Source organism: Sphingopyxis sp., from assembly GCF_040216815.1.
Lineage (GTDB): Bacteria > Pseudomonadota > Alphaproteobacteria > Sphingomonadales > Sphingomonadaceae > Sphingopyxis.
This window is the reverse complement of sequence record NZ_JAVJOJ010000009.1, coordinates 437,536-460,507: the sequence shown is the minus strand read 5'-3', so window position 1 is coordinate 460,507 and position 22,972 is coordinate 437,536. Positions and strand designations below refer to the sequence as shown.

The window sequence follows — 22,972 nt, the reverse complement described above, 5'->3', positions numbered from 1 at the left end:
GCGCTAGCAAGGGACAGGCTGTGCGCCAAGGGGGAGTGCGTGATACCGACCGACCGGCCGAGGGCAACGGCGCCGACAATGCGTCGCCGCGACAATTGGCGATTTATTGCGATAATCCTCGTCGCGCTGGCCGCGGCGCTGGCGGTTTATGCGGTGGCCGAGGCGGGGGCTGGCGGTGCGATCGGCTATGCGTTGATGGTCGTGCTGCCCGCGTCGCTTTCGGCCTTTGTCGCCTGGGCAGGGAGCATCGGACGCAACTGGTCGCGCGGCGCCTTTTTGTCGGTGCCGTTGTGGCTGGCGCTCGTCGCCACCGCGATAGGCGCGATTTTCCTGCGCGAAGGCATCGTCTGCCTGATCATGGTGCTGCCCTTCTGGATCGCTTTCGGCTATCTCGGCATCTGGCCGGTCTATCTGTATCGCCGCAGTCGGTGGATGGTCGATCCCGCAACCTTTCGCGCCCATGCGTTGCTGTTGCTTCCTTTTCTTGCGCTCGCTCTCGATCATCAGATGACGCCGCCGCGCGAGACGCGGACGGTCGTGCGCGAAATCATCGTCGACGCGCCCGCTTCGGCGGTGTGGCCGCGGCTTCTCGCCATCCCCGCGATCGCGCCCGGCGAGGGACGCTGGACGATCAGCCAGAACCTGCTGCGCCTGCCGCGCCCGGTCGAAGCGCATCTTACGGGCGCAGGCCCCGGGGCTGTACGCGATGCCTATTGGCAGGACGGTATCCGCTTTCAGGAGATCGTCACCGACTGGCGGCCGGGTGAAGCGCTGGAATGGCGCTTTGCCTTTCCCGACCCGTCGATCCACGAGCGCACCGACCGGCATATCGAACCGCACGGCCGCCATCTGTGGATCGACCGCGGCGGCTATCGGCTGATCGCGCTTGCCGCCGGGCAGACCAAGATCCGGCTGTGGACGCGCTATCATGTCGCGACGCCGTTCAACGCCTATGCCGCCTGGTGGGGCGAGCGTATATTGGGCGACATTCAGGATAATGTGCTCGCAATCGTCGCCGGGCGCACACAGGATGCGATGGAGGGGAATGCGCGATGAGCAGCTGGTGGGAACGGCACGGCGTCCCGCGCCTGATCAAATGCGCCTGTTCGCAGGGACAGATCATGAAGCTTCGAAGCCGGGTCGTGCCGCACGCGCGCGGGCATGTGCTCGAACTCGGCTGCGGTGGCGGGATCAATATGGAATTTTACCGGCCCGATCAGATCGCGAGCTTCACCGGGCTCGACCCCTCGCCCGAACTGCTGGCGATGAGCCGCGCGGCCGCGGCGCGATGCGGCATCGCGGCCGATATTCGCGGCGGCGCGGGCGAGGCGATGCCGTTCGACGATGCGCGCTTCGATACGGTGGTCACGACCTTTACCCTTTGCTCGGTCGCCGATCAGGCGGCGGTGCTCGCCGAAATCCGCCGCGTGCTGAAACCCGGCGGCACCGCGCTGTTTCTCGAACATGGCGGGGCACCCGACAGCGGGGTTGCGAAATGGCAGCGGCGGATCGAGCCGGTGTGGAAGCGTATTGGCGGCAATTGCCACCTTACCCGCCCGATCGGCGACGCCTATGCCGCTGCGGGCTTTGCGGTCGAGCGGCAGGGCGCTGCCTATATGCCCAAGACGCCGCGCCCCTTCGGCTGGGTCGAATATGGCGCGGCGCGGATCTCGGGCTGACGGTTCAACTCTTTTCGCCGACCTCGATCAGCCCGTGCCCGACGCTGACGCGCTCGTCGAAGACGAAGCAACTGCCGTGCCATCGGCTTTCGCGCGCCGGCACCTGTTCGAGATAGGCGAGGATGCCGCCTTTCAGGTGAACGACGTCTTCGACGCCTTCGCGGCGCAGGAAGGCGGTCGATTTTTCGCAGCGGATGCCGCCGGTGCAGAACATCGCGATGCGCTTGCCCGCGAACCGTTCCGCATTCGCACGCCACCAGTCCGGAAAGTCGCCAAAGCTTTTGGTTTCGGGATCGACCGCGCCGGCAAAGCTGCCATAGCCGACCTCGAAACCGTTGCGCGTGTCGATGAGTACCGTGTCCGGATCGTCGACGAGCGCGTTCCAGTCGGCAGGGTCGACATAGGGCGCGGCGTTGCGCGCCGGGTCGAGTCCCGGCACCTTCATCGTCACGATTTCCTTTTTGATCCGCACTTTCAGCCGCTGGAACGGCATGACGGCGGCGGCGGAAAATTTGACGTCGAGCGCGGCGCAGTCGGGCAGCGCGCGGATATGATCGAGTACGGCTGAAATGCCCGCTTCGGTCCCCGCAATCGTGCCGTTGATCCCTTCGCGCGCGAGCAGCAACGTGCCCTTTACACCCTCCGCAGCGCAGCGTTCGAGCAGCGGCTGGCGCAACGCGGCGGGGTTGTCGAAGGCGGCAAAGCGATAAAGGGCGGCGACGGTGACGGTCATCGGGCGCCCCCATAGCCGGTCGCTCAGAGATTGTCGAAGGCCGGCGCGACTTTCAACTCGTCATCCCGGCCTTCGCCGAGATGACGGCGGGGGTTTAAGTTCGGCCTAGGGTCCTGACCCTAGCGAAAGGGATCGCCGCGCGCCGTCGCATAATGCGCCATCGCCATCGTCGTCCATTGGGCGTTGACGCGGATGCAGCTGGGAAAGACGCTCGCGTCGGTGACGAGCACGTTGGTTGTGCCATGGACTCGGCAGTCCAGGTCGACGATGCCGTGCCGCGCGTCTTTGTTCATCGCATTGCCGCCGTGCGGGTGGCTGCTCGACAGCGTGACATCGTCCTGTTCGCGGATCGCGGCATCGAAAAACGTGTCGATGTCCATGTCCGGCGTCACCGTCTGCCCCTTGGCCAGCGCGGGATAGCATTCGATCGCGCCTGCAGCGAAATGCACCTTGGTCAGCGTCGCCATCGCGCGCCGGAGCAGCGGTAGGTCGTCACTCGTATCGAGGCGGAACTTGAGCTTGCCGTCCTTGATCTGTCCGCGCCGGTCGGCGGGGAAGAGGATGCCCGCCGAATGGACGCGGCCATAATTTTTCATGCGCGCGGCGTGATCCGCAAACCAGCCGGGCATCAGCGACGCCATCGACATCGGCGGCTGGAAATGGCTTTCGAGCAGGAAGTCGCCGCAATCAACGTAGCTCGACATCTGGTCCTCGTCCCACGCATCGCCGCCCGCGCCCTCGGGCATCAGCGCGACGACGGGCGAGGCGACGTTCAACGACACCTGATAGCCGGTGCCGTCGATGTCGCTGCGACCCAGCAGCTTCGACGAGGCGATCGTCCCCGCCGCGACGACGACGCCGACGCGCGCGCGGACGAGGCGGTTCGATCCATCGGGGAGGACAAGCCTCACGGCCTCGGCCTCGCGCCGTCCGTCGATCGCGGTCTGCCACAGGATTTCCTTGACCTTGGTGTCTGGCAGGATGCGCGCGCCATGGTCGCGGCACGCGCTGGGCAAATAGGTCTGCGCGACGCCCATGCGGCGGCCATAGGCGCAGCCCGAATTGCAATAGCCGCAATAGGCGCAGGCATTGGGCGTGTTCGGCGGTCCGAAATTCTTGTCGAACCAGTCGGCGACCGCGCGCGCGTCCCTGGGGTCGGCCGAGGTAGCGGCATAGGCGCGCCAGCCGTTCATCAGGTGCGGGCCGTTGTGGCGGCCGCTGCGCGGTTCGATACGGGCGATGCCGAGCATCGCCTGCACCGCGTCATAGCTTGCATGAAAGGCGGCGCGGTCGATCGGCGCGCCGATGCTCGCCCATTTGGCCAGCACGTCCTGCGCGTCGGGATGCGTGCGGCCGGGTTCGTTGACGCGCAGGCAGATTCCGTTGTTGATCGTCGACGACCCGCCGACGCAGCGGCCCTGAAACACCACGAAATCGCGGTTGGTCGTCGTCTGGACCGCGCCATGCTTGTAAAGATTGGCGATCATGTCGAGTTCGTGATGGGTGATCGCATGGCTGGGATAGAAAGGTCCCGCCTCGACGATCAAGACCTTATAACCCTGCGCGGCGATATTATAGGCGGCGACCGCGCCCCCCGCACCCGATCCAACGACAATCACGTCATATTCGTCCGCGACGCTGTCGGCGTTCAGGATATGCGCGGAGTCGATCTCGCGGCCCGTAACGGGCGCGATCGGGATATCGCCCGGCCCGCGCGCGCGGAATTTGGGGAGCGCAAAGCCGATCTGGCGATGAACGGGGTTCGCGACATTGGCGTCCTGATCGCCGGGCAGCCAGTGGCCGTAATAACAGGCATAAACGATCCCGCGCAGCCGCCCCATATCCTGAAACAGGTCGACACGGCTGTCGCGCAGCCGGTCGGCTATACGATCGACACGCGTGGCGACATCGGCCTCGGCGAATAGCGGGCCGAGCGCGATTTCGGTCGCGATCAGCGAGGTGCGCATCTCTTTCAGCTTGGTGCCGCCGACCTTGCCGAACAGTTCGGCGATGTTCGCAACGACCTGGTCGGGCGTGATCGCCATCGGCACGCCGTCGAAAAGGGCCTCGGTCAAGGCCTTCAGAAATTTGAGCTGTCCGTACCCGAACGGTGCCGTCATCGCGATTGCCCCCCATTTGCCCCCTTGTCCTTGATGGCGGTTTATCGTGGTCGAGGGCAAGCGTATTGTATGGGATCGCCGCACCGGGGCGCCCGACTTACGCACCTGCGTCGCCCGCATCGCCTGCGATGCGGTGATCGAAACGATGGGCATGGCGGCGCGATCAGCTATGATCACGGCCATGGGATAACGCTTGCCCCACGCCCTTGCCCAACCTTGACTTGGCGACGACTTGCGGGCTGGTTGCAACCGGCAGCAAGGGGACACATAATGGCCGCGGAAACAGCACATCAGGCCGCCGAGGCGGCGGCGCACGGGTTCGACCTGGTCCCGATCGTCATCCTGCTCGGCGCGGCGGTGATTTCGGTTCCGCTGTTCAAGCGGCTGGGGCTGGGGTCGGTGCTCGGTTATCTTGCTGCGGGGCTGGCAATCGGGCCGTTCGGCGCTGGGCTCTTTTCCGACGCGCAGACGATTCTCCACGTCGCCGAACTGGGCGTCGTCATGTTCCTGTTCGTGATCGGGCTGGAGATGCAGCCGTCGCGGTTATGGGCGATGCGCGGCGAAATTTTCGGCCTGGGGCTGGTGCAGGTCGGGCTCGCGATCGCGCTGCTCGTATGGGTCGGGATTGCGCTTGGTTATCCGGCAGCGGCGAGCTTTGTCGCGGGGACGGGCTTCGTCCTCACCTCGACCGCGATCGTGATGCAGATGCTGGAGGAACGGCGCGCATTGGGGATGCCCAAAGGGCGGCGGATTATCGCGATCCTGCTGCTCGAGGATCTGGCGATCGTGCCGCTGCTCGCGCTCACCGCCTTTCTCGCGCCGGGGGGCGAAGCCGTGTCGACGACCGACCGGCTGGTTGCGGTCGCGATCGGGCTTGCGGCGATCGCCGGGTTGATCCTGGCCGGCCGCTATCTGCTCGACCCGATGTTCCGCCTGCTCGGCCGCGCCAAGGCGCGCGAAGTGATGACCGCGGCGGCGCTGCTCGTCGTGCTCGGTGCCGCGCTCGCGATGCAGCTGGCGGGGCTGTCGATGGCGATGGGCGCGTTCCTGGCCGGCGTGCTCCTCTCCGAATCCTCCTTCCGTCACCAGCTTGAAGCCGATGTCGAGCCGTTTCGCGGTATCCTGCTCGGTCTTTTTTTTCTGGGCGTGGGGATGGCGCTTGACCTTGATATCGTCGCTGCCAATGCTGGACTGATCGCGGTTTCGGTCGCCGCCTATATTCTGCTCAAGATGGCGGTCATCTATGGCACCGCGCGACTGTTCAAAAGCAGCCATGCGGAGGGGATCGAGCGCGCGGTGCTGATGGCGCAGGGCGGCGAATTCGCCTTTGTCCTCTATGCGGCGGCGGCGGGCGTCGGGATCATCGACGCGACAAGCAATGCGATCCTGACGGCGATCATCATCGTGTCGATGGTGCTGACACCCGTGATGGTCATCCTGCACGATCGCCTGATGCCGCGCGAAAGCGATTCGACCGACGGCCTCGACGTCGCCGACGATCTGAGCGCGCATGTGCTGATGATCGGGTTCGGCCGCTTCGGCCAGATCGTCAGCCAGCCGCTGTTCGCCAATGGCTGTTCGATCTCGCTGATCGATACCGATACGGTCGCGATCCGCGAATCCAAGGGATTCGGGTTCAAAGTCTATTATGGCGACGGAACGCGGCTCGACATTCTGCACGCCGCGGGCGCGCACAAGGCGCGGCTGGTCATCGTCGCCACCGACGACCGCGAAGCGACGTTGAAGATCGTCGAACTGCTGAAGGGCGAATTTGCGCATACGCCGGTTCTGGCGCGCGCGTTCGACCGCGAACATGCCGCCGAACTGATCCGCGCGGGCGCCGATTTCCAGATTCGCGAAACCTTCGAATCTGCGCTGACGATGGCCGAAGAGGCGCTGCGCGTGCTGGAGGTCGACGCCACGGCAATCGCCGACATCATGGCCGAAACCCGGCGCCGTGACGAAGAAAGATTTGCAATCGAACTGGTCGAGGACGTCTATGCGAGCCGACACCTTATCCAGGGCCATGTCCCGGTCGAAGAGCGCGACCGTTTTGTCGTGCGGCCCGATCCGAAATGATCCGAAGACAGGACGGCCCCTTTATCCCCCGCCCGCCGCACTTGGCGGCTGCGGCGGGGGATGAGGTTGGTTGTGCACGGTGAGAACAATAAGGGAACAAATGATGTTCGTCAACCCCTTGTCGCGGCTTTTCGGGCGATGGACCAACAGTTGACGTAAACGTCAATCAGCGCCAAGGCTGAGAATGCTAAGGAAAGGGAGGCGCATGGCTGAGCAACCGAAATTCGATCTGACAGGGCGCGTCGCGCTGGTGACGGGGGCCTCGTCGGGGCTGGGTGCGGGGTTTGCCAAGGCGCTTGCCGCCGCAGGGGCAAAGGTCGTGCTCGCCGCGCGCCGTGCCGACAAGCTCGCCGAACAGGTCGCCGCGATCGAGGCCACGGGCGGGCAAGCGATCGCAGTCAGCATGGACGTCACCGACGAAGCGTCGACCAAGGCGGCATATGACGCGGCCGAGGCCGCTTTCGGCACCGTCGATACCATTGTTGCCAATGCCGGCGTCGCGACCGAAAAGATGGCGATGGGGCTGTCGGTCGACGAGGTCGATTTCCTGCTCGCCGCCAATGTCCGCGGCGTCTTTTTGACCGCGACGGAGGGCGCGAAGCGGCTCGACAAGGCGGGCAGCCGCGAAAAGCAACATGGCCGTATCGTCCTCATCGGATCGATCACCGCCGAAAAAGTCTTTCCCGCGACTTCGGTTTATGGCGCGACCAAGGCGGCGGTGCGCCATCTCGGCAAGGCGCTGGCGCGCGAATGGGCGCGCCGCGGGATCAGCGTCAACGTGATCCAGCCGGGTTATTTCGAATCCGAAATGACCGCCGAACTCTTTGATGGCGAGGTCGGCGCCGCAATGATCAAGGCGTTTCCCCGCCAGCGGATGCGTCCGCCGAGCGATCTCCACGCGCCCTTGCTAATGCTCTGCTCGGACGCCGCGCTCGGCATCACGGGCAGTGTGATCACCGTCGACGACGGCCAGACGTTGTGAGCGTGCTGCGGGTCGAAGCGCGCGGCGCGGTTGAGATCGCGACGCTCGACCGGCCGGAGCGGCTGAATGCGCTGAACGAGGAACTGGTCGACGCGCTCAACGATTATTTCGGCGGGCTTGCAGAGCGTCCCGATATCCGCGTCGTAATCCTGCGCGGGGCGGGGCGCGGTTTTTGCGCGGGGCTCGACATTCAGGAGGATCGCACGAGCGACGAAACGCCCGTCCTCCGCACACTGCGCACACAAACCCGTATCGGCAATATCTATCGCAAGATGCGCGCCTGTCCGCAGCCGATCGTCGCGCTGGCCCATGGCGCGGCGGCGGGCGGCGGGCTGTCGCTGCTGCTCGCGTCGGATGTGCGTTACGCGGCGCCGTCCTTCCGCTGCAATGCCGCCTATATCCGCATCGGTCTTGGCGGCTGCGACATGGCGTCGAGCTATTTTCTGCCGCGGCTGGTGGGCGCGAGTCTTGCGTCCGAAATGATCCTGACCGGTCGCTTCATCGACGCGGAGCGTGCGCTGTCGGCGGGGCTGATCAGCGAGATCGTTGCCGAAGAGGCGCTGCTCGATCGCGGCCTTGCTCTCGCCGACGAGATGCTCGCGACGAGCCCTCACGGCCTCCGCCTGTCGAAACAGGCGCTGAACCTGAACATCGATGCGCAGAGCCTTGATGCCGCGATGGCGATCGAGGACCGGCAGCAGGTGATCCTGTCGGCGACCGAAGATCATAAGGAGGCGCTGGCTGCCTTCCTCGAAAAGCGCGCCCCCGATTATCGCGAGCGATAGAGGGGCGAGCCCGAACATCGCTCCGCATTGACTCGTCGGGATATTGGCATAGTAAATGCCATATCCCGTGGGGGTGGGAGTGATGGCAGTGCGCAGGAGGACCACCAGGCCGCGTCGCATGGGTGAGTCCCGGCGTGCTGCCATCATCGCAGCCGGTATGGCTTTTGCCGTCTGCTTCGCGGCGATCATGCCCGCGCAGGCGCAGGGCGCGAAACCACCGGCCGACCAACCCAATATCGTGATCCTGCTTGCCGACGACTGGGGTTTTTCGGACGTCGGCGCCTTTGGTTCCGAAATCGCGACGCCGCATATCGATGCGCTGGCCAAGGCGGGGATGCGCTTTTCGAACTTTCACGTCGCGGGTTCCTGTTCGCCGACGCGCGCGATGCTGATGACGGGGGTGATGAACCATCGCGCGGGACTGGGCAATATGCCCGAGACGATTCCCGACGAACATCGCGGCAAGCCCGGATACGACACGGTGATGAACCACCGCGTCGTGACAATCGCGGAGCTTTTGAAAGCGGCGGGCTACCGCACCTATCTGACCGGCAAATGGCATCTGGGCAGCGACGCCACGCGCCTGCCCCATGTGCGCGGTTTCGACCGGGCGTTCAGCCTCGCCGATGCCGGCGCCGACAATTTCGAGCAGCGCCCGATCGAGGGCCTCTACGACAAGGCGAACTGGACCGAGAACGGCAAACCGGCAACCCTGCCCAAAGATTATTATTCGTCGCGCTTCGTCGTCGAGCGCATGATCGACTATATCGACGACGGCCGGGCGAGCGGCAAACCCTTTCTCGCCTCGATCAACTTCCTGGCCAACCATATCCCGATACAGGCGCCCGACAGCGACATTGCGCGCTATGCGGCGATGTACAAGGATGGATGGACCGCGCTGCGGCAGGCGCGGGCGGCGCGCGCGGCGGCGCTTGGTATCGTGCCCGCAGGTGCGCCGATGGTGACGATGCCGACGACGCGCGACTGGCAAACGCTGGACGCCGACGAACGCGCTGCGGCGGTGCGCGTGATGCAGGCCTATGCCGCGATGGCGACCGCGATGGATCGCGAAATCGGGCGGCTCGTTGCGCATTTGAAGGCCACAGGCGATTATGACAACACGATCTTCGTCTTCCTGTCGGACAACGGCGCCGAGCCGACCAATCCCTTTGCCAGCCTGCGCAATCGCCTGTTTCTGGCCATGCAATATGACCTTGAAACCGCGAACATCGGCCGCCGGGGAAGCTTCTCCGCCATCGGGCCGGGCTGGGCAAGTGCGGCGGCATCGCCGCTGGCCGGTTACAAGTTCAGCGCGGCCGAAGGCGGACTGCGCGTCCCGCTGATCATTGCCTGGCCGGGGCGCGGCGCGATTCGCGCGGGCGGTATCCACGACGGGCTGGCGCATGTCACCGACCTGTTGCCGACGCTCGCCGAGCTGGCGGGGGTGCCGCTGCATCGGGGCGAGTGGCAAGGCCGCGCGGTCGAGCCGGTGACGGGGCGCAGCCTGGTCGCGATGCTGAAGGGCGCGCCCGGCAGCGTCCATGGCGATGCGCCGCTGGGTTATGAGCTGTCGGGCAATGCCGCGCTGTTCCGCGGCGATTACAAGCTGGTGCGCAATCTGCCGCCGACGGGCGACGGGCGCTGGCGGCTCTACGACCTTAAGACCGATCCCGGCGAGACGCGCGACCTGGCGGCGGCGATGCCCGATCGCTTTGCCGCGATGCGTGCCGACTATCGCGCCTATGCGAAGGCGAATGGCGTGCTCGACATGCCCGCAGGCTATAGCGCCGATGAACAGATCAACCGCTATGCCTTTGAACAGCGGGGTCGCGAACGGCTCCTTCGCCTTGGCCTGTGGGCGGGCGGCATTTTGCTGGTGCTGGCGGCGCTGGTGTGGGGTCTGCGCCGCCGCCGCAACGCCGCGGCGCGATAGCGTCAGCCCGCGTCGGGGATCGTCGCGAGCAGCGCCTCGACCATCTGCGCCAGCACCTCGCCTGCTTCCTCGGCCGACAGGCTCTGGTCGTGGCGCAGCGTGCGCCAGCTGTGAAAGGACAGCGCCACGCACAGCGCTTCAACCGCGATGCGGTCGGCGAGCACATGGCCGGGAAGCAGCCGCAGGATGAGGTCGCGTTCGAGCATCACGACGCGGCTATACTGCCCCATCAGAAAGGGCGACTGATAGCGTTTGATATTCGCCGCAAGGCGAAAGGGCAGCGTCGCTTCAAAGACGCGGATGCGGCGGCGAACAAGCTCGCGGACATTGGCACGCCACGGCTGGTCGGGATAAGGGGCCATGACGATCGGCATCACGCGTTCGGTCACGGTCGCGGTGATCTCCGAATAGAGCGCGTCCATATCGTCGAAATGGCGAAATACGGTGCGCAGGCCGATACCCGCTTCTTCGGCGACGCGCGCGGCGCTCGGCGCCAGGTCGCCCGCCACGATCAGCTCCATCATCGCCTCGACGATGCGCTTGTGGCTCGTCCGGCTGCGCGCGCGGCGGCCGTCGATGGCTTTGGTGCCGGGTTGCGGCGCGTCCGATTTCCTCACCCCTGTCGTCATCGCATCCTCGCTGGCCCAGCTTGGCGCCGTGGTCAAATAATCTTGCGTTGCGGCCAATATAATGACACATATAGTGCCAATAGTTTTGGGGCAAGCCGAAGTGGCGCGGGAGAGGGATGGATATGGCAAAGCGGTGGGCGATGTTGGGCGTTGCGGCGCTCGCCGCGGTCGGCGGCTATTGGGCCTATGACGAAAATAAATACCGAATCCCGGGGATCGTGCAGGACTGGCAGGATCCCGTGCAGCCGAACCGTGAAATTGCGTGGCAGCAGGGACCGGCGCAGGCACCGGCGGGCCAGCGGCCGCCGAATGTCATCCTGATCGTCGCCGACGATCTGGGATATAATGACATCAGCCTGAACGGCGGCGGTGTCGCGGGCGGGATCGTCAAGACGCCGAATATCGACGCACTGGCACGCGAGGGGGTGAATTTCGCCACGGCCTATGCGGCCAATGCGACCTGTTCGCCCTCGCGCGCGGCGATGATGACGGGGCGCTATCCGACGCGTTTCGGCTTCGAATTTACCGCGGTGCCGATCGAGTTTGCCGAAAATATGGCGCATGGCGAAGGGGTCGGGCCGCACCGCGCGATCTTTCACGACGAACTGGTGACGCCGGACATCCCGCCCTATCCCGAAATGGGCGTGCCTGCGGGCGAAGTGACGATTGCCGAGGCGGTGAAGGCGGCGGGCTATCACACGATCCACATCGGCAAATGGCATCTGGGCGAGGCCCCCGAATTACAACCACAGGCGCAGGGTTTCGACGAAAGTTTGGCGCTGCTGGCCGGCGCGGCGATGTTTCTGCCCGAGGATGATCCCGACAGCGTCAACGCCAAGCTGCCGTGGGATCCGATCGATCGCTTCATCTGGGCGAATCTCCGCCACGCCGTCACCTTCAATGGCAGTCGGCGTTTCCAGCCCAAGGGACATATGACCGACTATTTCGCCGACGAGGCGATCAAGGCGATCGAGGCGAACCGCAACCGTCCCTTCTTCATGTACCTCGCCTTCAACGCGCCGCACACGCCGCTGCAGGCGACGCGCGCCGATTATGACCGGCTGGCCGCCATCAAGGATCATAAGACCCGCGTTTACGGCGCGATGATCGCACAGATGGACCGGCGGATCGGCGACGTGATGGCCAAGCTGAAAGCGGCGGGAATCGACGACAATACGCTCGTCATCTTCACCAGCGACAATGGCGGCGCGTGGTACAATGGTATGCCACAGATCAATGCGCCCTTCCGCGGTTGGAAAGCGACCTTTTTCGAAGGCGGCATCCGCGCGCCCCTGTTCATGCGCTGGCCGGCGCGCATCGCGCCCGGCACCCGGCGCGCCGATGTGACCGGCCATCTGGATATTTTCGCAACGATCGCGGCGGCAGCGGGGGCGGCACTGCCCGCCGACCGGACGATCGACAGCGAGGATATATTGGCCGGCCCCGCCAAACGTCCGGCGATGTTCTGGCGATCGGGCGATTATCGCGCGGTGCGCGCGGGCGACTGGAAATTGCAGGTGACGAAACGGCCCGCCAAGGCGCGGCTCTATAATCTGGCCGTCGATCCGACCGAGCGCAGCGATCTGGCCGCGCGCGAGCCGGAGCGTGTTGCCGCGCTGCGCGCGATGATCGACGCGCAGAACAAGGGCATGGCGGCGCCGATCTGGCCGGGGCTGGTCGAGGGGCCGGTGCGTATCGATGTCCCGCTTGATGCGCCCTGGCAGGACGGCCAGGACTATATCTATTGGACGAATTGAACCGCGAACGCGCGCACGCGGTCACGAGGTAATTGGCGCCGCCGCATCCTTGTGGCAAGCGGACGCTTTATTCGATCCTTTTGGGGGAATAATGCGCGCGCTGCTCTTCTCGCTCGCCCTGTTGATGCCGCCTGCTTCCGCCGTGGCGAAGGAGCGTGTCGTCGACACGCATGTCCATCTGTGGAACGGCGAGGTGTCGCTGTCCGAATATCGCGCCGGGTTGAAGGCCGCGGGGCTGTCGGTCGAGCGCTTCGGCGCCATGTGGTTCGGCGGCCCCAATCAGGCCCGCGCGGGCAACCCCGCCGACATCGTCAGGCGCAACGACGCGCTGATCGCGCTGGCTGAAAAAAATCCGGACATGGTCCCGATCGCGACCGTCCACCCCTATGACGGCGACGCCGCGCTCGCCGAGGTGACGCGCGTTGCAGCACGGGGGGTCCGGCTGCTCAAGATCCACCCGCACACGCAGGGGTTCGACGCCGCCGATCCGCGCGTGCTGGCGCTCGTCAAACATGCGGGCGCGGCGGGCATGACCGTGCTGCTCGACAACGCCAGCATCGTGCCCGCCGACAATGAAAAGCTGTTCAACCTGGCGCTCGCGGCGCCGAAGACCAGGTTCATCTTTGCGCATATGGGCGGGCTGGGTTTCCGCTTCTGGAACATATTGGCGCTCGCGCGCACGGCCGACGGGCTGTTCGCCGACAATATCTATTTCGACATTTCGGCAAGCGTTATCCTGGCCGCCGATTCGCCGATCGAGGCCGAATATGTCTGGACGATCCGCAACGTTGGCATCGACCAGGTGCTGATCGCGTCGGACCACCCGCAGATTTCGCTGGCAAAGACGCTCGAGGCTTTCGACAAGCTGGACCTCACCGAAGCCGAGCGCGCGAAAATCCTCTCGGGCAACGCCAAGCGGCTGCTGGGACTTTAGGGGAATATGCCCCGCCCCCGACATCGAGACGTGGGAGAGCGGGCGACGGGGCGCGGGCGCTTAAGCAGGGCGAGGCTTACCCGGCGATGAACGGCCGCGCTTAACTCGCCCAGATCTTTGCATAAAGCATCGCCATTTCGTCGGTGTCGGGAATGCGCGGATTGTTCGCGGGCGACCCCGATGCCGCCGCTTGCGTACACATCGTCGGCACAAGGGCCTCCCAACGCGCGGCGTCGATGCCCCACGCCGCGGGCCCCGGCACGTCGAGTTCGCGGTTGAGTGCCGCCAGCTCGTCGACCAGGCGCACCACCGCCGCCTGATCGCCTTCGGTTTCGTCGGCGACGCCCATGGCGCGCGCGCAGTCGGCGTAGCGGGAAAGCGCGGCGGGCGCCGACCAGGCGGTGACCGCGGGCAGCAGCATCGCGTTCGACAGCCCGTGGGGGACATGGAAATGCGCGCCGATCGGGCGGCTCATTCCGTGGACGAGTGCGACCGAGCTGTTCGAAAAGGCGATCCCTGCCTGCGTCGCGCCGAGCATCATCGCCTCGCGCGCCGCGGCGTCCATCGGGTCGGCGCACACGCGGCGCAGATTGGGGGCGATCGCGCGCATCGCGAGCAAAGCCATCCCGTCGCTGAACGGATTGGCGCGGCGCGAGACATAGGCCTCGATCGCGTGGGTGAGCGAATCAATGCCCGTATCGGCGGTGAGCCGCCTGGGCTTCGTAAAGGTCAGCTCATAATCGACCAGCGCGGCGACCGGCAGGTAGGCGAGGCCAGGGCAGAGCATTTTTTCGTCGGTCGCCTCGTCGGTGATGATCGTGAAGCGTGTCGCCTCTGACCCCGTGCCCGCGGTGGTCGGGATGGCGATGACGGGTAGGCCAGGCGCATCCTGGACATGTGGCGCCTTGTAATCGGCCATCGCGCCGCCGTGGAGGGCGAGGAGCGCGATCGCCTTGGCACTGTCGATCGGGCTGCCGCCGCCGAATCCGACGACGCAATCATGCGCGCCCGCCTTCAGAAACGCGACCCCGGCATCGATCGAGGCGATGGTGGGGTCGGGGACGGTCTCCGCAAAGACGCGCGCGGCGATCCCTTCGCGCGCCAGTCCGCCGCTCAGTTCCTCGACGCGGCCGCTGTTCAAGAGCCAGCCGTCGGTGACGATCAGCGGGCGGGACAGGCCGAGCGCGGTCAGCACCTCGGCCAGCTGGTTCGACGCGCCGGCACCGATGCGCAGGATGCGGGGAAGGGCAATGCTGGCGACGCTCAACGACGGATCTCCTGAAAGGCGTGACGGCCCATTCACCCTAGGACGAGCGGCGCGGGACAGAAAAGCCTATTGTGTGTTCCCGTCAGGTCCTGACCCTAGATGAGGTCGAGCGCGGTGGCGCGGCACGCCGCCATCGCCGGGCTCGAACAGCCCATTGCGACCGTCGCGCGGCGCAGCCGCCGATCGACATCCTTTTCGGCAAGCGAGATTTTTTGCGCGATGCCCGCGACCGAACAGCCTGCCGCAAGAAAAGCCAATATGTCGCGGTCCGCGGGATCGAGACAGACCGGATCGTTAACCGGCAGCATCGCGGTACTTGGCCGTGCCAGACGATCGAGCAGCGCGGAGGACACGAGGCCGACGGCAGTGCGGGTCGCAAGGTCGGTGTCGACCGGCCCTGCCCAGGATGTCAGCGCGCGCACCGACCCGTCGCTCAGCTGAACCGGCATGACGAAGCCGTTGGCGATCTGGAAGTCGCCCGCCTCGTCGAGAATGCGGCGCTGAAGCGGCGACAGGATGGCGCGCGGAATATCGCTCCAGAAAAAGCCGGTCGATGCCGCGGCTGTGGCGCGAACCAGATAGTCATGGTTGCGATACCCGTTCACTTCATTGTGGCGCAGCCAGCCGATCGCGGGCCGGCCGTCGGCGTCGCGGGTGACTTCCCATCCATTTGCGCCGCGCCGCAGCGTACCGGTCATGAAATGGGCGATACCCAGCGCTTCGAGAAAACGGGCGGCGATGTCGACCGCCGCCGCGGCTCCGCTGGCGCTGGCGATCGCCAGCGCCGTTTCAAATGCGCTCAGCCCCAGCGACGCTGTACCGGCCGCGGTCGCGGGAGCGATTTCGGGAGCATATCCTGCTGCAAGCAGCATCGCGTTCCGATCCGCCGGCGCAAGCGCAAGCGCATTCGACAGGCGCGCAACCATCGCCGCGCTGGGCCGGGCCCGCCCTTTTTCGAGAAAGCCGAGATGGCGTGGCGAAATGCCCATGTCGAGTGCGAGGTTCATTTGCGAACGCCCGTCGCGTTTGCGGTGCTGCCGCAAGAGGGCAGGAAAGCCGGTCGCACAAGGACGGTCGGCGGCGGGGGAAAGCGAGGTTGCCATGGCGCTGCACTTCATCGTCTGTCGGGACGTGGCCGGGGAAGCTAGTTGGGAAGCGGCAATTTTGCCAGCGTCGTGCCAAACATTATTACGCCTACCTGTGAGGTAGTCGACCGACGCGTCTGTTGCACGACATAGGCGGCCACCATGACCAGCCGCCTCGGACCCATGCTGAAGGCCATTCGCGAACGATCGGGCATTGCGCAGCTCGAACTGTCGCTGCGCATGAACGTGTCGCAGCGGCACGTCAGCTTTGTCGAAAGCGGCCGCTCGCGGCCCAGCCGCGATCTGATCGAGGCGTGGCTGTGCGAAACGGAAGCGCCGCCTTCGCTGCGCAACGCGGTTCTGCTGGCCGCTGGCTATGCGCCGGCGTCACCCGACGTGTCGCCGGGCGATCCGCGGCTTGGCCAGGCGATCGCGGCGCTCGATCGCACGCTCGACCTGCACGAGCCTTTTCCGGGCCTCGTTTTCGATGCCGACTGGCAGGCGCATCTGACGAACTGCAGCGCGCGCCGGCTGATGCGGCTGAATCTGCCCGATTTCGTCGCGGACATTGACGATCTGGCGCTGGGGTTCAGCATGATCGACGCGCTGATCCACCCCGGCGGCTTGTTCTGCTACATGCGCGATCCCTGGATCGGCGGGGGCGCGCTTCTGGACCAGCTGCGCCGCGAACAATGGGTGCGTCCCGCGCTCGAACCGCGCGCCGATCGGGTGGAAGCGTCGATGATCCAGCGTTTTGGCCCGCGCCCCGCGCAGGCTGCCGCACCATCCGCCGACCCCTATCTCAACCTGGTTTTCGACACGCCGCGGGGGGTGATGCGCTTTTTCACGATCCAGAGCGTCTTTGCGCTGCCACAGGACGTGACGCTGGCCTCGCTGCGCATGGAATTATGGTTCCCTGCCGACGAGCCGACGCGCGCCGCGATGAAACGGCTTGCGGGCGACGACGCCGGCCCCTCCGCCGGGCCGATCGACGCGGGCCGATAAGCGTCGCTCAATCACGCGCGCGGCGCTGCGCGACCGCATTCGTCATGGCGTCGAAAGAATGAATTGGGGCCCGAATGGGCGATGATGGTGCGGTCGAGAAGACTCGAACTTCCACGGCCTTTCGGCCACAACGACCTCAACGTTGCGCGTCTACCAGTTCCGCCACGACCGCACATCATGATGGTCCGGACGGGTCCGGCACCAGGTAGGAGCGGGCGCCTAGCAAAGCTTGCCCGGCGATGCAAGCGAGCTTCGTTGCTTTTATTTTGGCGATTGCGAGCGCGCGGGGTTCAGCCTTGCTGCGCCTGTCATTGAACCGACTCCAAAGAGTCTCCGAACTGTCATCGCTCTGGCGTCAGACCGTCATCGAATCACCCTAGTGGCGGCGTCACCGGGGGCGAGGCGCAGTTTCGCTCGCACTCGGCATATTTGTCATCAGGGGCGTTGCTCAACGAGTTTTGGGGCGCACACCGGAACGGAGATTTTCATGGCGGCTTTCGCACGCATTCGTTTGGTCATGCTCAGCGGCGTGGCCTGTTCCATCCTTGCGGCGTGCGGCGCCGATGGCGTCGCGTCGCCGGGCGAAGGCGTGATCGTCATTCCCGCGCCGACCCCGACGCCGACCCCCACGCCGACGCCGACCCCCACCCCCACGGGTGTGACGCCGGCCGCGAACTGCCCGACGATCGCCGGCCCCGATCAGCTGTCCAACCTTGGTACCATTTCGGGCCCCGGCGGCGAATGGCGCAACTGTGGTTTCCCCGCGCGCTTCACCGCGACGACGGCGATCCCCAAGGTCGCGGGCGTCATCTATTCGCTGCCCGGCCGCGTCGATGTCGGCACCGACCAGGGCGCTGCGAGCACCAACACCGTTGCGACGCTGACGATCGATCCGGGCGTCGTCATCTTCGGTTCGACGGGTGTGTCCTATCTGGTCGTCAACCGCGGCAACAAGATCGACGCCGTCGGCACCCCGACGCAGCCGATCATCTTCACCGGCCGCGGCAACGTCGTTGGTTCGGCGGGTGACGACACGTCGCAGCTGTGGGGCGGCGTCGTCCTGCTCGGCCGCGCGCCGGTCACCGACTGTCTGGCGCCGGGTGCCGCCGAAGGTACCGTTGCCTGCGAACGCGATACCGAAGGCACGTCGAACGCGCTTTATGGCGGCGCGCAGCCGGCCGACAATTCGGGTCGCATGTCCTATGTCCAGATCCGCTATTCGGGCTTTGTCCTCAGCGCCGACAAGGAGTTGCAGGGTCTGACCCCGTCGGGTGTCGGTTCGGGCACCCAGTTCGACCATATCCAGATTCACAACAGCTCGGACGACGGCATGGAAGTTTTCGGCGGCCGCCCGAACTTCAAGCATATGATCGTCACCGGCGCCGAGGATGACAGCTTCGATACCGACGTCGGTTACAAGGGCAACATCCAATATGCGATCGCGATCGGCCGCGCCGGCGGCACCGTCGGCGATTCGATGATGGAAATCGACTCGGACGGCAATGAACAAGCGTCGCCGCGCCAGAATGTCGCCATCTCGAACTTCACCTTCATCCACCGCAACGCGACGAACAGCAATGCCGCCGCCATCCGTATTCGCGGCGGCGCGGACTTTACCTTCGCGAACGGGTTGCTGACGACCGACACCTCGTGCTTCCGCATCGACAGTACGTCGACGACGCAGACGAGCGGAACCGACGAACAGGGGCCGCCGCGCTTCTTCTCGGTATCGGCGAAGTGCAGCGCCTCGCGCCCCTTCCGCGGCGGCGGCAGCCCGGCGGTGACCGATGCAGAAGTCCAGGCGATTTTCAACGCCGGGACGAACAATCGCTTCGATTATACGCCCAGCCTGACCAGCCTGTTCATCAACGGCGCAACCGAGACGGGCTTCACCCCGTTCGACGCCAAGACGATCAACGCCTTCTTTGACACCACCGCCTATGTCGGCGCCGTCCGCGACGCCAACGACACTTGGTATCAGGGCTGGACCTGCAACTCGGCGACCGCGGACTTCGGTACGTCGAGCGGCAACTGCAACGCCATCCCGACGACCTGATCGCTCGCGATCCAATCGGGGAGCGGGCACGCCTGACGGGCTGGCCCGCTCCCTTCCTGCATATTCCTTGGGGACTTTCACCATGACCAAGCGGCCGATCTTCGCCAGCCTGCTTCTCCTCAGTTCCGCGCTCGTCGCGCCCGCCGCGCTTGCACAGGACGCCAGCGTCGAACCCGCTGCCGATACGCCGCTCGCCGCCGACGAAGCGGCCCCCGATGACACGGCGCCTGAAGAAGACGCCGATATTTCGATCCCCGGCGGCGCCGATCAGGAAATCGTCGTCACCGGCCGCTACACCCCCAATATCGTCCGCGCGACGCCCGAAGTCGTTTCGGCGCTGTCGTCGGCGGACATCGCGCGCACCGGCGAAGGCGATATTTCGGGTTCGCTCCAGCGCGTCACCGGCCTGTCGGTCGTCGGCGGCGGCTTCGTCTATGTCCGCGGCCTCGGCGACCGTTATTCGCTCGCGCTTTTGAACGGCTCGCCGCTGCCGAGCCCCGAGCCGCTGAAGCGCGTCGTTCCGCTCGACATCTTCCCCACCAACGTCATCGATTCGACGCTCGTTCAAAAAAGCTTTTCGGTGAACTTCCCCGGCGAATTCGGCGGCGGCGTGATCAACCTCACGACCAAGGCGACCCCGCGGGAGACTTTTCTGACCTTTTCGGGCGGCATCGGCTGGGACAGCGAGACGACCAACGAGCTTGGCTATACCTATTATGGCAGCGACAGCGACTGGACGGGGTTCGATGACGGGACGCGCGACGTTCCGCCGCTGTTGAAGGCCGCGCTGAAAAGCGGCAAGCCGATCCTCGATGGCGCCGATTTCAGCCAGGACGATCTCGAAGCGATCCAGATGGAGCTGGTGAACGCCGAAACGACGCTGCTGCAACGGAATGATCATATCCCGGTCAACTGGTCGGCGGGGATCACCGGCGGCACCACCATCCAGCTTGCGGGCGGCGAACTCGGCATCATCGCCACGGCGGGGATCAGCAACAAGTGGCGCACGCGCGACACGTTGCAGCAAACATCGGTCAACGCCGACCTCTCGGGCGATCCGCAGACGAGCTATAACCGCGTGATCACCGACAATCGCGTCGTGGTGAACGGGTTGCTCGGTTTCGGGCTCGAGCTTGGCGATCACAAGCTCCGCTGGACCAACCTTTACATCCGCGACACATTGAAGCAGGCGCGCCTTGCGCTCGGCACCGACGCCAACCAGTCGGACCGGGATATCATGAAGCAGGATACGGCGTGGTACGAGCGCCAGCTGATCAACACGCAATTGGTCGCCGAGCTCGATTTCGACCGTTTCCAGCTCGACCTGCGCGGCGGCTACGCCAATTCGCAGCGCGAAGCGCCCTATGAACGCGGCTTTACCTATGTCCGTACCAACCAGCCCGGCGATCCGGTGGGCGACAAGTTCGTCAACGATCTCGGCGGCAACCGCGGCGATGCGACGATCGCCTTTTCGGACCTCAATGAAGACCTGTGGTCGGGCGGCGCCGACCTGTCGTACGAAATTGCGCCGCGAATCTCCGCAACCGTCGGCTATGCCTATAGCGATACGCACCGCATCTCCGAACGCCGGACCTTCCAGTTCCGCGCATCGAACCTGCCGATTTCGGTCCAGCAATTGCGGCCCGATTATCTGCTGTCGGATGCGACGATCCAGCTCTACGATATTTCACTCCTTGAAACCTCGGCGCAGGACGGCACCGCGGCGTTCGATGCAAAGCTCCGGACGCACGCCGGCTATGTGCAGCTGCAGGCCGAGCTGGCGGCCGGGATCAACGTGAATGCGGGGGTTCGCTATGAAGATGCCAGGCAGACGGTGGTGCCGGTCGACCTGTTCAACACCGGATCGTCGGCGATCGCAGAGACCAACCTCGATAATGATTATTGGTTGCCGGCGATCACGCTGACGTGGGAAGTCGCGCCCGATATGCAGTTGCGCGTCAACGGGTCGAAGACGATCGCGCGCCCGCAGTTTCGCGAACTCGTCGCGCAGGTCTACCAGGATCCCGACTCGAACCGCCTGTTCCGCGGCAATCCGTCGCTGACCGACAGCGAACTGTGGAACGCCGAGGCGCGCTACGAATGGTATTTCGACAAGGATCAGCGCCTGACCGTCGCGGGCTTCTACAAGTCGATCGACAATCCCATCGAAACCTATACCTCGATCTCGGACTCGTCGGTCAACAGCAGCTATGCCAACGCGCCCAAGGCGACGCTTTATGGTGCCGAGTTCGAGGTGCAGAAATATGTCCCGCTCGATACGATGTCGGATGCGCCTTTCTGGCAGAGCCGCCGCCTCGTTTTCATCGGCAACTATACCTATACCAAGTCGGAAATTAAGGTTGGCGCGGGCGATACGACCGTGATCAACGGCGTGGTGCAGGACGCAAGCAACTTCTTCATCGATGGCGCACCGATGACCGGCCAGTCGGACCATCTGGTCAATGTCCAGATCGGGCTGGAGGATCAGGACAAGCTGTCGCAGCAGACCTTCCTCATCACCTATGCCAGCCCGCGCGTCACCAGCCGCGGCCCGTCGGGTCAGCCCGACCTCAAGGAAAAGCCGGGAATTTCGGTCGATTTCGTCGCGCGGCAGGGGATTAATCTGCTCAACAAGGAAATCGAGCTGAAGCTCGAGGCGCGCAACCTGACGGGCCGTACCTATAAGGAAGTGCAGGAAGCGGGCGACAATCGCATCTTCTTCAACCGCTACAAGCTGGGGCGGACCTTCTCGCTCAGCGCGTCGCTGAAATTCTGACGCATTCTAGCCCCTCCCCTTCAGGGGAGGGGTTGGGGTGGGGGCTTGCGGCGTGGCGCAAGGCCGCTGGCCCCCACCCGCTGCGACTAGGCAGCAAGCTGCCAAGTCTCGCTGCCCTCCCCTGAAGGGGAGGGCTTCCTCGCCCCACCCGCCGCAGCGGACTCGCCCGGCTGACAAAAAACTGTAATCTTCCCGTCAACTGATTGTCACCGTTCGCTCCTAGGCGATTCGCAGGCGCAGCCTTTCAGTTGGGGGACAGGGAAGAATTCATGGCAACGCTGATGTCCCGATCGGCCGTTCGGTTGCCGCGTGCGTTGCCGTCGTGGCTCCGTGTCGGCGGCCGGTCTCCGCGCCCCATCTGGCCGCAATTTCTGGTTGGTCTGCTTGGCGCGCTGCTCATCGCGCAGGCTGTGCGGCTTCTGTGGGTGCTGCTCACGCCGGTATCGCCGCTTGGCGCTTGGCAGCCGCAGACAGCGGCGATCGCGTCGCCTGCGGAACGGCGCGCGCTCTTTGCCAGCCTCGATCCCTTTTTCCGCGGCGCGGCGCAGGGGCCGGCGACGGCCACCGTCACATCGGCCGGACTGACCTTGTTCGGCATAAACCTCAACGAAGCGACCGGCGGCGGATCGGCGATCATTGCGGGCGAGGACGGCGTGCAGACAAGCTATGCCGTCGGCGACGAAATCGCGCCGGGGCTGAAACTTGCGGGGGTCGCCTTCGACCATGTGCTGCTCGACCGCGGCGGCGCGCGCGAGAGCCTGTTCCTTGACCAGAGCGGCGGCGCGCCCGTCGCAGGTACGGCTCCGGCTTTGCCCGCGCCGACACCCGAAATCGGCGCGACCCCGGCGTCCGGCGGCGCACCGAACGGCGAACTGACGGCGGCGGCGATCAAGGCCGGGATCGGCTTTGCACCGCGCACCGAAAATGGCCGCGTCACCGGCCTCGTCGTCCAACCCCAGGGCGACGGCGCGACATTCCGCGCCGCAGGCCTCCGGCCCGGCGATGTCATCCGGTCGGTCGGCGGCCGCCCGATCGGGTCGGCGAGCGACGCCGCCGCACTCGCCAACCAGCTCACGCCGGGCGCGCGCATCGCGCTCGAAGTCGAACGCGGCGCCAGCGTCGTGCCCGTCGCCATCTTTCTGTCGAAATAGA

The 22,972-nt window shown here is 65.3% G+C and carries 17 protein-coding genes and 1 tRNA gene; 12 read left to right on the top strand and 6 right to left on the bottom strand.

What is annotated here, in order from left to right:
* The first annotated feature begins 78 nt into the window (after positions 1 to 78).
* Together RIA72_RS12705 and RIA72_RS12700 are read left to right on the top strand one after the other, a co-directional pair.
* On the top strand, positions 79 to 1,056 hold the full coding sequence (locus tag RIA72_RS12705; RefSeq protein ID WP_350032424.1) for an SRPBCC family protein: 978 nt from the start codon (positions 79 to 81) through the stop codon (positions 1,054 to 1,056).
* The gene (locus tag RIA72_RS12700; RefSeq protein ID WP_350032423.1) at positions 1,053 to 1,679 is read left to right on the top strand and encodes a class I SAM-dependent methyltransferase; all 627 of its coding nucleotides are present in this window, start codon (positions 1,053 to 1,055) and stop codon (positions 1,677 to 1,679) included. Before RIA72_RS12705 ends, RIA72_RS12700 begins: the two co-directional genes overlap by 4 nt.
* Positions 1,680 to 1,683: 4 nt before the next feature.
* Here the strand turns inward: RIA72_RS12700 and trhO are convergent, their stop codons facing one another.
* Both trhO and RIA72_RS12690 read right to left on the bottom strand, forming a co-directional pair.
* Positions 1,684 to 2,412, bottom strand: a complete 729-nt coding sequence (trhO, locus tag RIA72_RS12695; RefSeq protein ID WP_350032422.1) for an oxygen-dependent tRNA uridine(34) hydroxylase TrhO — start codon at positions 2,410 to 2,412, stop codon at positions 1,684 to 1,686.
* A gap of 119 nt (positions 2,413 to 2,531) precedes the next feature.
* Complete coding sequence (locus RIA72_RS12690) at positions 2,532 to 4,532, bottom strand: FAD-dependent oxidoreductase (RefSeq protein ID WP_350032421.1); 2,001 nt, start codon at positions 4,530 to 4,532, stop codon at positions 2,532 to 2,534.
* 270 nt (positions 4,533 to 4,802) lie between these two features.
* Here RIA72_RS12690 and RIA72_RS12685 point away from each other — a divergent pair, with 270 nt between their 5' ends.
* The 4 genes from RIA72_RS12685 to RIA72_RS12670 all read left to right on the top strand — a co-directional run bounded on the left by RIA72_RS12685 (position 4,803) and on the right by RIA72_RS12670 (position 10,311).
* Positions 4,803 to 6,611, top strand: coding sequence for a monovalent cation:proton antiporter-2 (CPA2) family protein (locus RIA72_RS12685; protein ID WP_350032420.1), 1,809 nt, complete (start codon positions 4,803 to 4,805; stop codon positions 6,609 to 6,611).
* 205 nt (positions 6,612 to 6,816) lie between these two features.
* The gene (locus tag RIA72_RS12680; RefSeq protein WP_350032419.1) at positions 6,817 to 7,593 is read left to right on the top strand and encodes an SDR family NAD(P)-dependent oxidoreductase; all 777 of its coding nucleotides are present in this window, start codon (positions 6,817 to 6,819) and stop codon (positions 7,591 to 7,593) included.
* On the top strand, positions 7,590 to 8,378 hold the full coding sequence (locus RIA72_RS12675) for an enoyl-CoA hydratase/isomerase family protein (protein ID WP_350032418.1): 789 nt from the start codon (positions 7,590 to 7,592) through the stop codon (positions 8,376 to 8,378). Before RIA72_RS12680 ends, RIA72_RS12675 begins: the two co-directional genes overlap by 4 nt.
* A 157-nt stretch (positions 8,379 to 8,535) precedes the next feature.
* Positions 8,536 to 10,311: an arylsulfatase gene (locus tag RIA72_RS12670; RefSeq protein ID WP_350032417.1), complete on the top strand. Its 1,776-nt coding sequence runs from the start codon at positions 8,536 to 8,538 to the stop codon at positions 10,309 to 10,311.
* A gap of 2 nt (positions 10,312 to 10,313) precedes the next feature.
* On the opposite strand, the gene RIA72_RS12665 is transcribed toward RIA72_RS12670, so the two are convergent.
* Positions 10,314 to 10,976, bottom strand: a complete 663-nt coding sequence (locus RIA72_RS12665) for a TetR/AcrR family transcriptional regulator (protein WP_350032416.1) — start codon at positions 10,974 to 10,976, stop codon at positions 10,314 to 10,316.
* Between the two features lie 86 nt (positions 10,977 to 11,062).
* Between RIA72_RS12665 and RIA72_RS12660 the strand changes: the two genes are divergently transcribed.
* Together RIA72_RS12660 and RIA72_RS12655 are read left to right on the top strand one after the other, a co-directional pair.
* A complete protein-coding gene (locus tag RIA72_RS12660) occupies positions 11,063 to 12,697 on the top strand; it encodes a sulfatase-like hydrolase/transferase (RefSeq protein ID WP_350032415.1) in 1,635 nt (544 codons plus the stop codon).
* Positions 12,698 to 12,788: 91 nt separating this feature from the next.
* Positions 12,789 to 13,631 carry an amidohydrolase family protein gene (locus tag RIA72_RS12655; protein ID WP_350032414.1) on the top strand — a complete coding sequence of 281 codons (843 nt, stop codon included), beginning with the start codon at positions 12,789 to 12,791 and terminating at the stop codon, positions 13,629 to 13,631.
* Positions 13,632 to 13,731: 100 nt separating this feature from the next.
* Here RIA72_RS12655 and RIA72_RS12650 read toward each other — a convergent pair whose 3' ends face one another.
* Both RIA72_RS12650 and RIA72_RS12645 read right to left on the bottom strand, forming a co-directional pair.
* Positions 13,732 to 14,898 (bottom strand): iron-containing alcohol dehydrogenase, encoded by a 1,167-nt coding sequence (locus tag RIA72_RS12650; protein ID WP_350032413.1) that lies wholly within the window; start codon positions 14,896 to 14,898, stop codon positions 13,732 to 13,734.
* Positions 14,899 to 14,993: 95 nt separating this feature from the next.
* Positions 14,994 to 16,001, bottom strand: a complete 1,008-nt coding sequence (locus RIA72_RS12645) for an autoinducer binding domain-containing protein (RefSeq protein WP_350032412.1) — start codon at positions 15,999 to 16,001, stop codon at positions 14,994 to 14,996.
* Between the two features lie 144 nt (positions 16,002 to 16,145).
* Between RIA72_RS12645 and RIA72_RS12640 the strand changes: the two genes are divergently transcribed.
* On the top strand, positions 16,146 to 16,988 hold the full coding sequence (locus tag RIA72_RS12640) for an MmyB family transcriptional regulator (protein WP_350032411.1): 843 nt from the start codon (positions 16,146 to 16,148) through the stop codon (positions 16,986 to 16,988).
* Between the two features lie 85 nt (positions 16,989 to 17,073).
* On the opposite strand, the gene RIA72_RS12635 is transcribed toward RIA72_RS12640, so the two are convergent.
* Positions 17,074 to 17,160 (bottom strand) — tRNA-Leu (locus RIA72_RS12635).
* 315 nt (positions 17,161 to 17,475) lie between these two features.
* Between RIA72_RS12635 and RIA72_RS12630 the strand changes: the two genes are divergently transcribed.
* The 3 genes from RIA72_RS12630 (at position 17,476) to RIA72_RS12620 (ending at position 22,971) form a co-directional block, all read left to right on the top strand.
* Entirely contained in the window at positions 17,476 to 19,044 is a 1,569-nt protein-coding gene (locus RIA72_RS12630) for a beta-helix domain-containing protein (RefSeq protein WP_350032410.1), read from the top strand.
* 82 nt (positions 19,045 to 19,126) lie between these two features.
* A complete protein-coding gene (locus RIA72_RS12625) occupies positions 19,127 to 21,820 on the top strand; it encodes a TonB-dependent receptor domain-containing protein (protein ID WP_350032409.1) in 2,694 nt (897 codons plus the stop codon).
* A gap of 269 nt (positions 21,821 to 22,089) precedes the next feature.
* The gene (locus RIA72_RS12620; protein WP_350032408.1) at positions 22,090 to 22,971 is read left to right on the top strand and encodes a type II secretion system protein N; all 882 of its coding nucleotides are present in this window, start codon (positions 22,090 to 22,092) and stop codon (positions 22,969 to 22,971) included.
* Position 22,972: the final 1 nt, after the last annotated feature.

What these genes read in the sequence shown, in the direction of transcription:
- RIA72_RS12685 (WP_350032420.1), top strand. Translation starts at nt 4,803, where the DNA reads ATGGCCGCGGAAACAGCACATCAGGCCGCCGAGGCGGCGGCGCACGGG.
- RIA72_RS12625 (WP_350032409.1), top strand. Translation starts at nt 19,127, where the DNA reads ATGACCAAGCGGCCGATCTTCGCCAGCCTGCTTCTCCTCAGTTCCGCG.
- RIA72_RS12655 (WP_350032414.1), top strand. Translation starts at nt 12,789, where the DNA reads ATGCGCGCGCTGCTCTTCTCGCTCGCCCTGTTGATGCCGCCTGCTTCC.
- RIA72_RS12640 (WP_350032411.1), top strand. Translation starts at nt 16,146, where the DNA reads ATGACCAGCCGCCTCGGACCCATGCTGAAGGCCATTCGCGAACGATCG.
- RIA72_RS12670 (WP_350032417.1), top strand. Translation starts at nt 8,536, where the DNA reads ATGGCTTTTGCCGTCTGCTTCGCGGCGATCATGCCCGCGCAGGCGCAG.
- RIA72_RS12705 (WP_350032424.1), top strand. Translation starts at nt 79, where the DNA reads ATGCGTCGCCGCGACAATTGGCGATTTATTGCGATAATCCTCGTCGCG.
- RIA72_RS12645 (WP_350032412.1), bottom strand. Translation starts at nt 16,001, where the DNA reads ATGGCAACCTCGCTTTCCCCCGCCGCCGACCGTCCTTGTGCGACCGGC.
- RIA72_RS12690 (WP_350032421.1), bottom strand. Translation starts at nt 4,532, where the DNA reads ATGACGGCACCGTTCGGGTACGGACAGCTCAAATTTCTGAAGGCCTTG.
- RIA72_RS12700 (WP_350032423.1), top strand. Translation starts at nt 1,053, where the DNA reads ATGAGCAGCTGGTGGGAACGGCACGGCGTCCCGCGCCTGATCAAATGC.
- RIA72_RS12620 (WP_350032408.1), top strand. Translation starts at nt 22,090, where the DNA reads ATGGCAACGCTGATGTCCCGATCGGCCGTTCGGTTGCCGCGTGCGTTG.
- trhO (WP_350032422.1), bottom strand. Translation starts at nt 2,412, where the DNA reads ATGACCGTCACCGTCGCCGCCCTTTATCGCTTTGCCGCCTTCGACAAC.
- RIA72_RS12630 (WP_350032410.1), top strand. Translation starts at nt 17,476, where the DNA reads ATGGCGGCTTTCGCACGCATTCGTTTGGTCATGCTCAGCGGCGTGGCC.
- RIA72_RS12680 (WP_350032419.1), top strand. Translation starts at nt 6,817, where the DNA reads ATGGCTGAGCAACCGAAATTCGATCTGACAGGGCGCGTCGCGCTGGTG.
- RIA72_RS12660 (WP_350032415.1), top strand. Translation starts at nt 11,063, where the DNA reads ATGGCAAAGCGGTGGGCGATGTTGGGCGTTGCGGCGCTCGCCGCGGTC.